We start from the raw sequence: 13,910 nt of genomic DNA, 5'->3' as shown, positions 1-13,910 counted from the left end.
TCTGGAAAAACAAACCAAAGCGAGGGGTATGGATGAAAAATTTGTTTGCAATCATCATTGCGGTATTGGCACTAGCGGCTGTGTATACCATTCTGAACGATCAAACATCACTTTTTGGGAAGGAAAATAAGTCAGGGGATTCAATAGCGGTGACAAAAGGAGTGAAGGTGATCGACTTAAGGCTCGAAAGCGGTGAAACAGACATCATTCCGACCGATCAAGACGAAGTAAAGGTCGAAATCGATGGAACAGGGAAACTGACACTGACCGAAAGAGGAGACACGATCCAGGTGAAGGTCAAACATAAATGGTATCAATGGATTGCCTTCAATAAAAAATCGGATATTACGGTCTACATCCCGAAAAGCTACGACCGGGATTTGAACATTGAACTTGGTTCGGGTGAAGCCGTATTTGATGGAGGTTCAGAATCCTCGAAGATGACATTGGATGAATTAACGGTGGAGATGGGATCGGGGGACTTGGATCTATCCAATTTGGATACGGCGGTGTTTAAGCATAAAGGATCTTCCGGCGATGTGACCATCGACGAATTAAAGACCCTTGATGGTAAGGTGGACCTCAGTTCCGGTGACGTTGATATCATGAACTATGAGGGTCCTCTCAGCGGTGACGTTTCTTCGGGCAGGCTGACCGTTATGATGAAGTCATTGACAGGGGATGTGTCGTTTGACGTCAGTTCCGGTGATGTGGACCTGGACCTTCCCGATGACGCCAGCTTCACGCTGAACGGCCATGCAAGCTCGGGAAACGTTTCAACAAGCTTCCCGTTGAAGGATAGGAAAAAAGAAGATGGGGATCTGAGCGGAAAAGCAGGTACCGGTGAATATCGCATCGATGCATCGGTTTCCAGCGGAAGTGTAGAAATCCATTGATTTAAAAAAGGTGTCAGACCTGTAAAATCGGCCTGACACCTTTTTTATCCTTCCTTTGATTCGATGATTTCCGCTCCCGCTTCCCGGCCGATGGCAAGGATCGACTGATTGATGCGCCAAACGTAATAGAGGTGGTGGATGATATCCAATTGTGAATGCAGCCTGCTTGGCGCGAGCTTCTCGATTTGAGCGCGCTCCTCATCCAGACTCCTTAATCGGCCTTTCACAATGGTTCCTTTCAGGAGTCCCCGCAGCGTTTCAATGTTTTCCGTAAGCTTCTTTTCTGTTTCTTCCATTACACGATGCAATGGGTCTGTCACCTTCGGATCCGCTTTACGATTGGATGAAGCGAGAAGGTGTTTCGCATAATAGTTGATCGCGGTTGTCACCGTAATCCATCTGCCGAAACCGGAGCGTGTGAGAGCACCGGGCCGTTGAAGGATGGAGGCCGCTTCATCCCTCACAGCCTGCAGTTTCTGATCAAGATCGAATGCTTGATCAGTCAGCGGTACGCTTTCCGTTTTCATAAAGCTCTTTAAATAAAGGGAAAGGTAGCTTTGCAGCTCTTCAAAGAATGCATCAAATGCGTCACCCACCTTATCCTTTGTCCTCTTCGGAAACACAAAGGCTGAAACGCTCAAGGCAATCATTGCCCCCGCAATGGTATCCACTACCCTTGCACCCATCAACCCAACGCTGATCCCGCCTAATAGCAAGTCATACATGAATGCGATCAGCATCGTGATGAACAAGCTCATCAACGTGTATGAGACAGAGAATACATATAGCGCCATGAATAAGACAAGGAAAAGCAGGAATACCTCAAGCTCCGATTGTCCCGAAACAAGCTTTGCCGCACCGAACCCGATAATCGCACCGATGACGGTCCCGATCGACCGCTGGAATGCCTTCACATATGTCCTGCCCACCGATTCTGTTCCTATCTGGACGATGAACGTGGTCAAGAGCACCCAATAAGGCTGGGTCGGAGAGATCAGTTCCCCGACGATGATCGCAAGCGTACCCGCGACAAGTGCCTGGATCCCTTTCCGCGTCTGCGGCTTGAGTGATCGATCCTTGGAAGGTTCCGCATCCTTCTCTTCCGGCACTTCCTCTTTTACTTCCTTGGTCACGTTCTCCTCTTCACCAGGCATCTTAAGTGACTCCTGGATGGTGATGGCCGCTTCCAGTACGTGATTGGCAATCGATTCGATCCTCCTCAACAGGTACACGCCTTTAGGCTTCTCCTCTCGATTCAGTAAATCCATCAGCAATAACCGCAGCCCTTGAATGGCTTTTTCCGCTTCCTCAAGATCATGGGGGTCATAATGATGGGCGAGGACCTCCGCATCCCTCAATGAACGGATGACCCAAACCAGAAACCTCCTCACTTCCGCCGAGTCGAGGGCATCGAGCTCCTTCATGCGCCTCAATGAATCCGTCAGGGTCTGGACTAGCATCTCCGTATCAAAGACATAAAGGCGAAGTTGCGATGAATCGAGTCCCGGCCACAGCTTCTTCAAATCCTCATCATTGATCTCGGAAGACACGATCCTCGCATAATCATTCAGTCGATTCACATTCCGGTAAAGCAGCTTTCTCCGCTTTTCGCTCGTTTCCGGATCTTCTATCATCTTGATCAAGATGGTGAACGTCACATTCGACTGAATATGAAACGACCGCATACTCCTCCTAAGGACATGGACGGAACCCTTGAACAACACAAAACTATAAAAATAAACGTACACAACCCCGATGATGATCCCAATATAAAACCACATCAGATGCGCCGCATTCAATTGCAGGATGAATGACATGTAAATGGCCATGAACCCTGCCATCCCAAGTGAAAAATAGCGGATCGCAAAACGCGAAAAATAGAACGCCGAAAAGATGACAAGGACCATCAATCCGTTTACAAGTAGACTGTGATGGGCCAATAACGCTCCGACCGTGATTCCACACGCGACCGACACGCCGATCAGGACCGTTGTCACTTTCTTCTTCTTCTCGGTATCATCCATCACGACCATGACACCAAGCATGCCGACCAAGCCCCCGACGATCGCCGGTGTAATCGTTGGATAATTCCATAGCTTCAACAGGAAAATCATCGTAAAAACAGCCGAAATCAAGCTGATCGTCGCCTTCCCCGCCTGCTGGAACCTCTTCCGTCCGGGATCGGATGCCAGGAACCTCCCCAACCAGATATATTGTCTATGTAAATGCTTCATTTCATCATCATACCTTTACCGTTACTCGAAGTTGATTGCTTATATCGTACCCTTCTCATGAAAAAAGTAACCTTGACTGCCGGAACAGAAGGTTACTTTTTTTGTTGGTGCCACATCAGGAACGATTTCCATTGTGTTTATTTGTTTGATTATACGGGTTTTGGGGGTTGGGGTAAAGGAATGTGCTTGCTCCATTAATTTTACGGTTTATCAAGCAATACAAAAAAACCTCTGCCATTTCAAAGGCAGAGGTCTTTCTATCCAATCCTTACTCAACCGTAACCGACTTAGCCAGGTTACGCGGCTTATCTACATCGCAGTCGCGGTGCAGGGCAGCATAGTAAGAGATCAATTGTAATGGGATGACTGAGATAAGAGGTGTTAACATTGGGTTAACCTCTTGGATGACGAAGCGGTCTTCTTCGTCTTCCAAGCCTTTCATGGAAATGATGCAAGGGTTCGCTCCACGAGCCACAACCTCTTTCACGTTTCCACGGATGCTTAAATTTACTGCTTCTTGAGTTGCAAGAGCGATGACCGGTGTTCCTTCTTCGATCAAGGCGATCGTTCCGTGCTTAAGCTCTCCTCCGGCAAATCCTTCTGCCTGGATGTAAGAGATTTCTTTCAGCTTAAGGGCACCTTCAAGACCTACATAGAAATCCAGGGAACGTCCGATGAAGAAGCAGTTGCGTGTTGTTGAAAGATATTCGCGTGCGATCTCTTCGAATTCTTCCTTCGTATCACATAGCGCTTCCATAGCCGTTGCCACGATTCCAAGCTCTTGGATCAAGTCAAAGTCCTGAACCGTTCCACAAGATTGGCCGGTTACGTGAGCAAGGATCGCCAGTACCGCCAATTGAGCTGTGTACGCTTTAGTGGAAGCTACTGCGATTTCAGGTCCAGCGTGAAGGAGAAGTGTGTAATCCGCTTCACGGGATAGAGTTGATCCTGCTACGTTTGTAATCGTAAGGGCTTTGTGGCCCATCTCTTTGACTTGAACAAGTACTGCACGGCTGTCAGCTGTTTCACCACTTTGAGAAATGAAGATGAATAATGGCTTCTCTGATAGAAGAGGCATATTATAGTTGAACTCACTTGCAACATGCACTTCTACAGGGATACCTGCGCTCTTCTCGATGAATTGCTTTCCGACAAGTCCAGCGTGGTAGCTTGTTCCGGCAGCGATGATATAGATGCGGTCCGCTTCTTTCATTGCACCGACGATCGGCTCATCGATGTGAAGCTCGTTGTTATCGTTTTGGTATGCTTGAATGATCTTGCGCATCACCAATGGCTGCTCATCGATTTCTTTCAGCATGTAGTGTGGATACGTTCCTTTTTCGATATCGCTTGCATCGATTTCAGCCGTGTAAGGAGCACGCTCCATTACTTCACCGATCAGGTTCTGGATTTCAACCTTCTCTTTTGAAACGATAACCATTTCTTTGTCCATCAGTTCAACGAATTGATCCGTTACTTGGATCATCGCCATCGCATCACTTGCCACAACGTTGAAGCCTTCACCAAGACCAACCAGCAGCGGGCTTTTGTTTTTACCGACGAAGATCGTTTCATCGTTTTCAGCATCGAGTAGTGCAATTGCATACGAACCTTTCAGGAGCATCAATGTTTGACGGAACGCTTCCTCCACCGCGTTTCCTTCTTCAACAAGCTTTTCGATCAATTGAACGATGACTTCTGTGTCTGTTTCACTTTTGAACTCGACATCCGTCAAGTATTGACGTTTTAGCTGTGAGTAGTTCTCGATTACACCGTTGTGAACGATCGTGAAACGACCAGATGTACTTTGATGAGGGTGAGCATTCACTTGGCTTGGTACACCGTGTGTCGCCCAGCGCGTATGCCCGATTCCTGTGTTGCTTGCCACGTTTTCGTCAACGATGGCACGAAGATCGGCAATGCGTCCCTTTTCTTTGAATACGTGGATGCCTTCGTCATTTTGAACAGCGATTCCTGCTGAATCATATCCGCGGTACTCAAGCTTCTCAAGACCTTTTAATAAAATTTCCTTTGTATCTGAATTTCCAATATAACCTACGATACCACACATAATTTAATATCCTCCCTGAGTGAAAAAGGGGACAGGATATCCCGGGGACAGCCTGCCCCCTTATCTCAATTGTCATTTGAATTCGTCTGTCACTGATGATCTTTCCTTTGTGCATCAAGTTGCCTCGATGTTTTTGGAAAGGATCTTTCGGTTCCGTGACAAGGGGAACCGGGAGGCATCCGCCGAACGCTCGATAAAACCTCCACCTCGTCAACTGGACGGCTCGTTCCCATCCAGTCCTGGCGCTTTCAAAAAAAGTACTTCGTACAATCCACCTTTCCATATCTGAATCACATGTCCTGTTTCCAAATTATTTGAAAATCAAAAACAAAATCATCATACACCAGCAGTAAACCTTGCGTCAATAAAAATATGGATGCATGGCGTAGTTGTCACCACATTGTTATCTTACCGCAATATTTGAGGAATAAACATCCGGTTTTGAATAACAATCTCACATTATTAAATATGCATAAGGGGTACATAATGTACCCCTTATGCATCAAAAGCGGCTATTCGTTTAATCCCATTTCAGCTTTAACCACTTGGACAATCTCATCCACATATTGTGCACAAAGTTCTTCAGTCGGTGCTTCCGCCATTACGCGGACGAGGGGTTCCGTACCGGATGGGCGCACAAGGATGCGTCCGTTCCCGTCCATTTCAGCTTCCACTTTTTCAATGACACTTTTGACCTTTTCATTATCCGTCACATGATGCTTATCCGTTACACGCACATTCACAAGCTTCTGAGGGAATTTCTGCATTTCCCCAGCGAGCTCCGACAATGTTTTGCCCGTGACCTTCATGATGTTCACAAGCTGGATCCCGGTCAATAGTCCGTCACCGGTCGTATTGTAATCAAGGAAGATGATATGGCCCGATTGCTCACCGCCAAGATTGTACCCATTATTCTTCATTTCTTCCACTACATAGCGATCGCCTACTGCTGTCTGGATGCTTTGGATCCCATGTTCTTCAAGTCCTTTGTGGAAGCCAAGATTACTCATCACGGTCGATACAACGGTCGATTGCTTCAGTCTGCCTTCAGACTTCAGATATTTACCACAGATGTACATGATCTGATCTCCATCTATGATGTTGCCGTGTTCATCCACGGCGATGATCCGGTCTCCGTCTCCGTCAAATGCAAGGCCGACATCGGCTCCCTTTTCCTTCACCATTTCAGCAAGTGCCTCAGGATGGGTGGATCCGACACCTTCATTGATATTCAGGCCGTCCGGGGATGCCCCCATTGTAGAGATATCCGCGTCGAGGTCAGCAAAGAGGTGAGTTGCCAAGGAGGACGTGGCACCATGAGCGCAATCCAATGCGATATGTAAACCATCGAAATCTTCGTCGACCGTCTGCTTTAAGTATTGAAGGTACTTCTGACCGCCTTCAAAGTAATCGCTCACCTGACCAAGGTCCGCTCCGATCGGACGTGGAAGGCTGTCTTCTGTTTGATCCAACAGTTCTTCGATCTCAAGCTCCTGGGCATCGGATAATTTAAAGCCGTCCGGACCAAAGAATTTAATTCCGTTGTCGCCAACAGGATTATGGGATGCTGAGATCATGACACCCGCTTGTGCACCAAGCGCTTTCGTCAAATAGGATACCCCAGGAGTCGAGATGACCCCAAGGCGCATCACTTCCGCTCCGATCGAGAGTAAGCCGGCAACCAGTGCCCCTTCAAGCATGTGCCCGGAGATACGTGTGTCCCTTCCAATCAGGATCTTTGGACGCGTCGCATCCTTTGTCAGCACATATCCGCCGAATCGGCCAAGTTTAAATGCCAATTCCGGTGTCAATTCCGTATTCGCTACACCTCTTACACCATCTGTTCCAAAATACTTACCCATTGTCATTCTCTCCTTTTCACACTCTTATGCTGAAGTGTTCTTTTCTTTAATCTGTATTTTCACTGTATTTTGAGAAAGCGTCCAATCAACATCATCGGGACCCTTGGCATCGATCTCGACTTCGTGCTCGCCAGGTTCCAGACCGCTCAGGTCAAGCGCCAGGTTGAAGTCATCTTTCGTAATCTTATCGACAGTCCCGTTTTCACCTTTCAGCGTCGCATCGACCGCACCGCCTTCAGGGGCGATGATGGTGACTTCATACTCATCGCCCAGTCCTTCGGGGTTCACTTTCAGGCCTGATAGTTTCTTCTCGGCTTTTGTATCAACATCAATCTTGATCTTCACTTCTTCAGGGGCTACTTTATTCAAGCCATCTTTCAAGGACAATGGCACCGAAATGGTCGTATCCTTCGTGATTTTACTCAAATCGACCTCAGCTGTCATCTCCTCGATCGTATCAAGTACGTCTTGCCTACCGAACACGTTGACCGTCTTTGGATCAGCCGACATGGATACAAGCGTCGTCCCTTCAGGCAAAGAGCCTTTTTCCTTGATGGTCACAGGGACTTCCTTGTTTGGGTTCACAACCGAAACGGTGACATCCACATATTCAGGTTCGATCTGGACATTGAGTTTATTATATTCACGGTCGAGTACCTGTACTTTCGCTTCCCTTGTGACATTTTCGTTTATTTCCCTGTCTGTATCAAGGGTTGCTTTCACATACCTGATCTTATCGATCTGATCTTTCGCCCCCGTCACTTTAACGGTTTTCGGATCTACGGACAATCCTTCTGCTTCATACCCATTCGAAAGCAGGCCTGAATTGAACTCCGGCTCCACCTTGAATTCCTTGGTCACTTTCTCCTGCACGGTGACGGTCACGAACTCTGGGTTGATCTTCACAGTCAATTTATCCGATATATTATCAATTTCAACAGGAATCTGATGTTCTCCGATGCCTACATCATTCAGGTCAACGAAGACCTGAAAATCCTTCAATGTCTTGGTAGGCTGTACGATCGCCTTCGGTCCATCCACCGTCAGGTTCACGGTTTCAGGAAGACCCGAGACAACAAGATTCTCTGAATCATAAAACACTTCGAGAGGTACGTTCTGGATCGTATCGACAGACGTCTGTGGATTAGCGCTGTTATTCGCCGTCTTCTGGAAATCATCGAAATTCACCGATAAGTAAAGGATGAAAGCCAGTAGCAATCCAACCACACGCATGAACCATTTGGATTCCATGAATTTATCCATTTTCTTTCTTCCCCCTCCAGCTCCATTTTGATGAGGAAGCATTCGTCTTATCACCGATCAGCTCCACCGTAAGGATTTCCTTGAAGCGCTCCAACGACAGATCGCGATGCAGTTCTCCGTTCTTCGTTATGGAGATCGCACCGGTTTCTTCTGAAACGACGATCGTGATACTATCCGTCACTTCACTCACCCCAAGTGCCGCCCTATGCCTCGTTCCAAGCTCCTTCGAAATGAATGGACTCTCGGAAAGCGGGAGATAACAGGCAGCAGCCGCAATTTGACGTTTCTGAATGATGACCGCTCCATCGTGAAGCGGGGTGTTCGGGATAAAAATATTGATGAGAAGTTGAGAAGAGATCTTGGCATCAATCGCGATACCGGTTTCTATGTAATCACTCATCCCCGTCTCCCTTTCAATGGAAAGAAGGGCCCCTATACGGCGTTTAGCCATGTAGCTGACCGCTTTGGTCATGGACTCGATCATCTGTTCCTGTTCTTCCTCCTCCTGCATGCCGGTCCGGGAGAAAAGATGTCCCCTCCCCAGCTGCTCCAGTGCCCGGCGCAACTCAGGCTGGAAGATGATGATGATGGCGAGGAACCCCCACGTGAGTGCCTGCTCCATCATCCATCCAAGGGTATCAAGTCCAAAGATGCTACTAAGACCCCTGACGATGATGATGACGAAGATCCCTTTTAATAGCTGTACCGCTTTGGTACCCTTTATGAGCATGATTAATTTATAAATGACAAACCATACCAGAAGTATGTCTACGATACCCGAGACATAATCCAGCGCAGAATAATCTGAAAATAAATCGATAAACGGCATATTACATCCTCCAATAGCTTAATCGAAAGCGTAAGCCGCCATGTGGCTTCTTTTTTCGTAACCTACCTATTATAGCACATTCTCTCTCTATCATTGGAAAGAACCCCATGGCTTTGTATCCTATCTCTGAATTTCACTTCACCCTGCTTAGGAGACGGCAAACGTTCCCGGCATATCCTAAAGCATGACGCAAAAAAACTGACATGAAAACCGGATTCCCCTGCATGTCAGTCTGCATGGGATGAAGATGACTGATTTCATCCCTTTAATCATATCCTATTTTTCATCAAGTTGCGAATTTCCCCATTCAACTAAATCTTTCGCACCGCTTTTGATCTGGTACCAAAGCCATTCGAACGCAGCATCGATTTCCTTGATTTCACCTGTCACCGTCCCTGCAGAGGCAAGATACTGCTTTCCATTGATGACCGTTACGTCACCGGTGACTTTTCCTTCTATTTTCACATCGCCGTTCCGGACGGTCAAATCCCCTTTGACCACTTTGCCTTCAGGTACCACGACGGTATGATCCTCTACAACCAACGCCTCATTTTTCGTGAATGAAAAGTCCTGGTTGTCATTCCAAGAGGCAAATACGCTTCCCGTCATGAAAAAGATGAATAAAGCGGCCGCTGTCAGCAGCGGATGATGGCGCAGCCATCTTTGCACACCCACTTTTTTCTTTTCCTTCGGCAGTCGATCCATGACGCTATCGGTAAAATTGTCCGGAGCACTGATATGGGATGTGCTTTGGACAAAGGCGATCGCTTTTTTCAATTCATGAAAGTGATGCTGACAATCCTCGCATTTCTGCAAGTGCTGCTTCAATTCTCGTTCGTGATCACTCTTGATATCTCCATCTAAATAGTCGTGCATATAGTCGATCATTTCTTCAGGACAAGTTTTCATCATCACTCACCCTCTCTATAAAGATTTTAATTGTTTACGGAGCGCCTCCCGCCCCCTATGTACCCTTGTCTTGACTGTACCCAAAGGCATATCGAGTATTTCACTGATTTCTTGGAGAGGCAATTCCTCGATATATTTTAACACGATGACCGATCGATATTTCTCCGGAAGCTTGGAAATTTCATTCTGTATCGTTTCCTGAAGCTCCATGTTCTCGACTTCATCCTCTGGCATCTGGACATCGGCTGCCACCTGGGAATACATCGTCAACCCGTCGGTCCCGGCCACTTCTGCATCCAAGAAATAGTCCGGCTTCTTCTTACGTATCCGGTCTATGCATAGATTTGTGGCGATTCGGAAAAGCCACGTCGAGAATTTTCTTTTTTGATTAAAGGTTTCTATATTAACATAGGCCCTGATAAACGCTTCTTGGGCAATGTCTTCAGCTTCATGCCGGTTGCCAAGCATCCGATAACAAATTTGAAATACTTTATCTTTATAAAGCTCGACGAGTTCGGCAAAAGCATTTTGATCGCCTTTTAACACTTGTTTTATCCGCTTTTTCACTAATGCTTCCATATCTGCTATACCCCCGCTCTATGCGGCTATATTTATATACGTTTCACTCATTAGAAAGGTTTCAACTTTTTTAATATTTGCCGGTATATTTACTTATTAGGATTACATCCACTTTCATGACGACTTCCGCTGTTTTAACCCCACTGAAGGTGCATTCCTATACCTCTTTTTTACATTAATTTTTTTCATAATATTATCCTAACAAATTTTTGATAAAAAATGTTTACAATTTATAGAAAAGGGGTATAAAGGGACTAACATTTAATGTACAGGGGGAAGTTTCATGAGTGGAAGGGTTCCAAATGAGCTGTTGTACCAAATCGAGGACTGCCGTAGACAAATGGTGGAACTTGCAAAAGAATCTTCATACGCAGATGAGAAAGTGGTACATATCAGCACAAGGCTTGATGATCTTTTAAACCAATATCAATTGGCAAAACACAATTGAAAGGATATAGAAAAAGGCTGAAAACCCAGTAGGGTCTTCAGCCTTCTTTGTTGTGGTCAAAAAATATAAGCAGCTATATTATAGAAGCTTCTCTCCGAACAGGGACCCCATCAAGGCAACAGCCACCGTTGCGGTTTTATTCTTTTCATCAAGAATCGGATTCACTTCAACGAATTCCGCAGACGTAATGATCTTCGATTCCTCAAGCATTTCCATTGCTAAATGACTTTCGCGGTAACTGATCCCACCAAGTACCGGTGTTCCCACTCCAGGGGCATCGCTAGGATCCAGGCCATCCAAGTCAAGTGACAAGTGCACACCATCCGTTTTCTCCTTCAGATAGCCGATCGCATCTTCCATCACCTTCGTCATACCCATACGGTCGATTTCATGCATCGTATACACTTTAATCCCTTTTTCCTTAATCAATTCCCTTTCCCCTTCATCCAGTGAACGTGCCCCGATAATCACGATATTCTCTGGTTTGATCTTAGGGTGGTTCCCTTCGATACTCGTCAAGTCCTCGTGGCCGATCCCCAGGCTGACTGCAAGTGGCATCCCGTGAATATTCCCGGACGGTGATGTCTCACCTGTATTCAAGTCGCCATGGGCATCATACCAAATGACTCCAAGATTCTCATAATGTTTGGATACACCAGCCAATGTACCGATGGCAATACTATGGTCACCTCCGAAAATCAGCGGGAAGTCACCTCTTGAAATGACACCATCCACTGTCGACGCAAGCTTTCCACTCGCTTCAGCAACCGCTTTCAAATTTCTCAAATTAGTATCAGGGTTATTATGTACTCGCTCTGCCTGGCCGATTTCTATATCACCAAGATCGTTGATTTCATATCCCAGATTCTCAAGGCGCTCAACGACCCCTGCATAACGGATGGCACTTGGCCCCATATCCACTCCGCGTCTCATTTGTCCTAAATCCATTGGTACACCGATGATTGAAATATTTTTGTTCATGTTGCATCCTCCTATCCCAATTGTGTTGAACTATCTATATTGTATCCTGATTTCAAGGGATGACTCAACTGGACAGGATTGTGTATATATATGCGAAGGGGCATTCGGATGTGGGTGTGTGTTTGGGAGGCTGGAAGTCCTAGGTGGATTGGTGGTGGATTGGTGGCGGATTGGTTTGAGTTGGTTGGGTGGTGAAGATTTTTCGACAAGAGGTGCAATTTTTAAGATCCTGGTGCAATTATTGAAAAGATAGGTTGAAATCCTACTCGTTCGCTTCAATTTTCTATATCTCAAGCGTCATTTCTGTTATCAACGAGGCATTTTTATCAATTACAGTCTTAATTTTGGTGAAAATACCAATTTTGCAGCATCAACCACCTTCATTCCAGGCACAAGCCCTACACACATTCAATGACAAAACAAAAAACCCCGATTCAAGTAAGAATCAGGGTTTTCAATGTCGTATGTATGGTGGAGCCTAGCGGGATCGAACCGCTGACCTCCTGCGTGCAAAGCAGGCGCTCTCCCAGCTGAGCTAAGGCCCCATGAATAGATATAGAAATTTCTCACATCCGTGGTGGGATGTGAGAAACTTTGATGAGCCATGAAGGACTCGAACCTTCGACCCTCTGATTAAAAGTCAGATGCTCTACCAACTGAGCTAATGGCTCTAATGGCTGGGCTAGCTGGATTCGAACCAACGCATGTCGCAGTCAAAGTGCGATGCCTTACCGCTTGGCTATAGCCCAATATTGACATAAAAAAGGGACATTACTATTATGTCCATTTCATTTTGGAATATACAATGGTGGAGGGGGGCAGATTCGAACTGCCGAACCCGAAGGAGCGGATTTACAGTCCGCCGCGTTTAGCCACTTCGCTACCCCTCCAAATTGAGAGAAAATGGTGCCGGCAAGAGGACTTGAACCCCCAACCTACTGATTACAAGTCAGTTGCTCTACCAGTTGAGCTACACCGGCATGTTAAGTTGTTTGCTGATGCTTGTACAATATACTCAGGATTGAATACATTGTAGGGATTAAGGAAGAATATTTTGCTCCGCTACGCTTCGCAAAGTTAAGGAAGGATCTTTTCACTACGCTGTCGCTCCGTGAAAAATCCATGGTGGAGGATGACGGGATCGAACCGCCGACCCTCTGCTTGTAAGGCAGATGCTCTCCCAGCTGAGCTAATCCTCCGTTATGTATATATTTTAAAAATGGTGACCCATACGGGATTCGAACCCGTGTTACCGCCGTGAAAGGGCGGTGTCTTAACCGCTTGACCAATGGGCCAGTCTATCTTTTTAAAAAATAAAAGCTTCCAACCGGGCTCGAACCGGTGACCTCTTCCTTACCATGGAAGCACTCTACCTGCTGAGCTATGGAAGCAATGGCTCCGCAGGCAAGATTCGAACTTGCGACCGATCGGTTAACAGCCGATAGCTCTACCACTGAGCTACTGCGGAATGATTATAGCCTGGCGACGTCCTACTCTCACAGGGGGAGATCCCCCAACTACCATCGGCGCTGAAGAGCTTAACTTCCGTGTTCGGCATGGGAACGGGTGTGACCTCTTCGCCATTATCACCAGACAATATTGCTTACAATGACAAATATTATTATATAATATTTTCAATGAATTTCAAGGGTAAATTTAAAAAATTTATTCCCTGAAAACTAGATAAAGGATTGATGTCAAGATTACCGGTATTGCCGTGTTGTTCATTTAAAAATGACTCTTTGTGGTTAAGTCCTCGATCGATTAGTATCAGTCAGCTCCACATGTCACCATGCTTCCACCTCTGACCTATCTACCTAGTCATCTTCTAGGGATCT

At 46.3% G+C, this 13,910-nt stretch carries 10 protein-coding genes, 9 tRNA genes and 2 rRNA genes; 2 read left to right on the top strand and 19 right to left on the bottom strand.

Annotated features, from left to right (window positions below):
* The first annotated feature begins 32 nt into the window (after positions 1 to 32).
* Positions 33 to 896 (top strand): DUF4097 family beta strand repeat-containing protein, encoded by an 864-nt coding sequence (locus LCM10_RS18955; protein WP_224877903.1) that lies wholly within the window; start codon positions 33 to 35, stop codon positions 894 to 896.
* A 44-nt stretch (positions 897 to 940) separates the two neighbouring features.
* Here the strand turns inward: LCM10_RS18955 and LCM10_RS18950 are convergent, their stop codons facing one another.
* The 7 genes from LCM10_RS18950 to sigW all read right to left on the bottom strand — a co-directional run bounded on the left by LCM10_RS18950 (position 941) and on the right by sigW (position 10,643).
* Positions 941 to 3,130 carry an FUSC family protein gene (locus LCM10_RS18950; RefSeq protein WP_224877901.1) on the bottom strand — a complete coding sequence of 730 codons (2,190 nt, stop codon included), beginning with the start codon at positions 3,128 to 3,130 and terminating at the stop codon, positions 941 to 943.
* A gap of 268 nt (positions 3,131 to 3,398) precedes the next feature.
* Positions 3,399 to 5,201 (bottom strand): glutamine--fructose-6-phosphate transaminase (isomerizing), encoded by a 1,803-nt coding sequence (gene glmS / locus LCM10_RS18945; protein ID WP_224877899.1) that lies wholly within the window; start codon positions 5,199 to 5,201, stop codon positions 3,399 to 3,401.
* A 512-nt stretch (positions 5,202 to 5,713) separates the two neighbouring features.
* Positions 5,714 to 7,063 (bottom strand): phosphoglucosamine mutase, encoded by a 1,350-nt coding sequence (gene glmM / locus LCM10_RS18940; RefSeq protein WP_224877897.1) that lies wholly within the window; start codon positions 7,061 to 7,063, stop codon positions 5,714 to 5,716.
* A gap of 24 nt (positions 7,064 to 7,087) precedes the next feature.
* Positions 7,088 to 8,326: a YbbR-like domain-containing protein gene (locus LCM10_RS18935; protein ID WP_224877895.1), complete on the bottom strand. Its 1,239-nt coding sequence runs from the start codon at positions 8,324 to 8,326 to the stop codon at positions 7,088 to 7,090.
* A complete protein-coding gene (gene cdaA / locus LCM10_RS18930) occupies positions 8,319 to 9,155 on the bottom strand; it encodes a diadenylate cyclase CdaA (RefSeq protein WP_224877893.1) in 837 nt (278 codons plus the stop codon). The genes LCM10_RS18935 and cdaA overlap by 8 nt, the downstream gene beginning before the upstream one ends.
* Before the next feature lie 276 nt (positions 9,156 to 9,431).
* Positions 9,432 to 10,064 (bottom strand): anti-sigma factor family protein, encoded by a 633-nt coding sequence (locus tag LCM10_RS18925; protein WP_224878021.1) that lies wholly within the window; start codon positions 10,062 to 10,064, stop codon positions 9,432 to 9,434.
* Positions 10,065 to 10,079: 15 nt separating this feature from the next.
* Positions 10,080 to 10,643, bottom strand: coding sequence for an RNA polymerase sigma factor SigW (gene sigW / locus LCM10_RS18920; protein WP_224877891.1), 564 nt, complete (start codon positions 10,641 to 10,643; stop codon positions 10,080 to 10,082).
* Positions 10,644 to 10,926: 283 nt separating this feature from the next.
* Here sigW and LCM10_RS18915 point away from each other — a divergent pair, with 283 nt between their 5' ends.
* Positions 10,927 to 11,091 carry an aspartyl-phosphate phosphatase Spo0E family protein gene (locus LCM10_RS18915; RefSeq protein ID WP_224877889.1) on the top strand — a complete coding sequence of 55 codons (165 nt, stop codon included), beginning with the start codon at positions 10,927 to 10,929 and terminating at the stop codon, positions 11,089 to 11,091.
* A 78-nt stretch (positions 11,092 to 11,169) separates the two neighbouring features.
* Here LCM10_RS18915 and rocF read toward each other — a convergent pair whose 3' ends face one another.
* From rocF to LCM10_RS18855, 12 genes are all read right to left on the bottom strand, one after another.
* Positions 11,170 to 12,072 (bottom strand): arginase, encoded by a 903-nt coding sequence (rocF, locus tag LCM10_RS18910; protein WP_224877887.1) that lies wholly within the window; start codon positions 12,070 to 12,072, stop codon positions 11,170 to 11,172.
* A 469-nt stretch (positions 12,073 to 12,541) separates the two neighbouring features.
* A tRNA-Ala gene (locus LCM10_RS18905) sits at positions 12,542 to 12,617 on the bottom strand.
* 53 nt (positions 12,618 to 12,670) lie between these two features.
* Positions 12,671 to 12,743: transfer RNA gene (locus LCM10_RS18900), tRNA-Lys, on the bottom strand.
* Positions 12,744 to 12,746: 3 nt separating this feature from the next.
* Positions 12,747 to 12,821 (bottom strand) — tRNA-Gln (locus LCM10_RS18895).
* 57 nt (positions 12,822 to 12,878) lie between these two features.
* Positions 12,879 to 12,962: transfer RNA gene (locus tag LCM10_RS18890), tRNA-Tyr, on the bottom strand.
* 14 nt (positions 12,963 to 12,976) lie between these two features.
* A tRNA-Thr gene (locus LCM10_RS18885) sits at positions 12,977 to 13,052 on the bottom strand.
* Positions 13,053 to 13,195: 143 nt separating this feature from the next.
* Positions 13,196 to 13,271, bottom strand: a tRNA-Val gene (locus LCM10_RS18880).
* 21 nt (positions 13,272 to 13,292) lie between these two features.
* A tRNA-Glu gene (locus tag LCM10_RS18875) sits at positions 13,293 to 13,367 on the bottom strand.
* A gap of 23 nt (positions 13,368 to 13,390) precedes the next feature.
* Positions 13,391 to 13,463: transfer RNA gene (locus LCM10_RS18870), tRNA-Thr, on the bottom strand.
* A gap of 2 nt (positions 13,464 to 13,465) precedes the next feature.
* Positions 13,466 to 13,540: transfer RNA gene (locus LCM10_RS18865), tRNA-Asn, on the bottom strand.
* A 9-nt stretch (positions 13,541 to 13,549) separates the two neighbouring features.
* A 5S ribosomal RNA gene (rrf, locus tag LCM10_RS18860) occupies positions 13,550 to 13,666 on the bottom strand.
* A gap of 150 nt (positions 13,667 to 13,816) precedes the next feature.
* Positions 13,817 to 13,910 (bottom strand): 23S ribosomal RNA (locus LCM10_RS18855); the annotation flags it as partial.

The sequence above is a fragment of the Rossellomorea aquimaris genome (assembly GCF_020171925.1).
In the GTDB taxonomy this organism is placed as follows: domain Bacteria; phylum Bacillota; class Bacilli; order Bacillales; family Bacillaceae_B; genus Rossellomorea; species Rossellomorea aquimaris_F.
Note: the sequence above shows the minus strand (reverse complement) of the source record. Positions and strands in the feature narration are given on the sequence as shown.

Bases quoted from the DNA above. Each gene is read 5' to 3' on its own strand.
- LCM10_RS18955 (WP_224877903.1), top strand. From the start codon at position 33: ATGAAAAATTTGTTTGCAATCATCATTGCGGTATTGGCACTAGCGGCT.
- LCM10_RS18950 (WP_224877901.1), bottom strand. From the start codon at position 3,130: ATGAAGCATTTACATAGACAATATATCTGGTTGGGGAGGTTCCTGGCA.
- glmS (WP_224877899.1), bottom strand. From the start codon at position 5,201: ATGTGTGGTATCGTAGGTTATATTGGAAATTCAGATACAAAGGAAATT.
- glmM (WP_224877897.1), bottom strand. From the start codon at position 7,063: ATGGGTAAGTATTTTGGAACAGATGGTGTAAGAGGTGTAGCGAATACG.
- LCM10_RS18935 (WP_224877895.1), bottom strand. From the start codon at position 8,326: ATGGATAAATTCATGGAATCCAAATGGTTCATGCGTGTGGTTGGATTG.
- cdaA (WP_224877893.1), bottom strand. From the start codon at position 9,155: ATGCCGTTTATCGATTTATTTTCAGATTATTCTGCGCTGGATTATGTC.
- LCM10_RS18925 (WP_224878021.1), bottom strand. From the start codon at position 10,064: ATGAAAACTTGTCCTGAAGAAATGATCGACTATATGCACGACTATTTA.
- sigW (WP_224877891.1), bottom strand. From the start codon at position 10,643: ATGGAAGCATTAGTGAAAAAGCGGATAAAACAAGTGTTAAAAGGCGAT.
- LCM10_RS18915 (WP_224877889.1), top strand. From the start codon at position 10,927: ATGAGTGGAAGGGTTCCAAATGAGCTGTTGTACCAAATCGAGGACTGC.
- rocF (WP_224877887.1), bottom strand. From the start codon at position 12,072: ATGAACAAAAATATTTCAATCATCGGTGTACCAATGGATTTAGGACAA.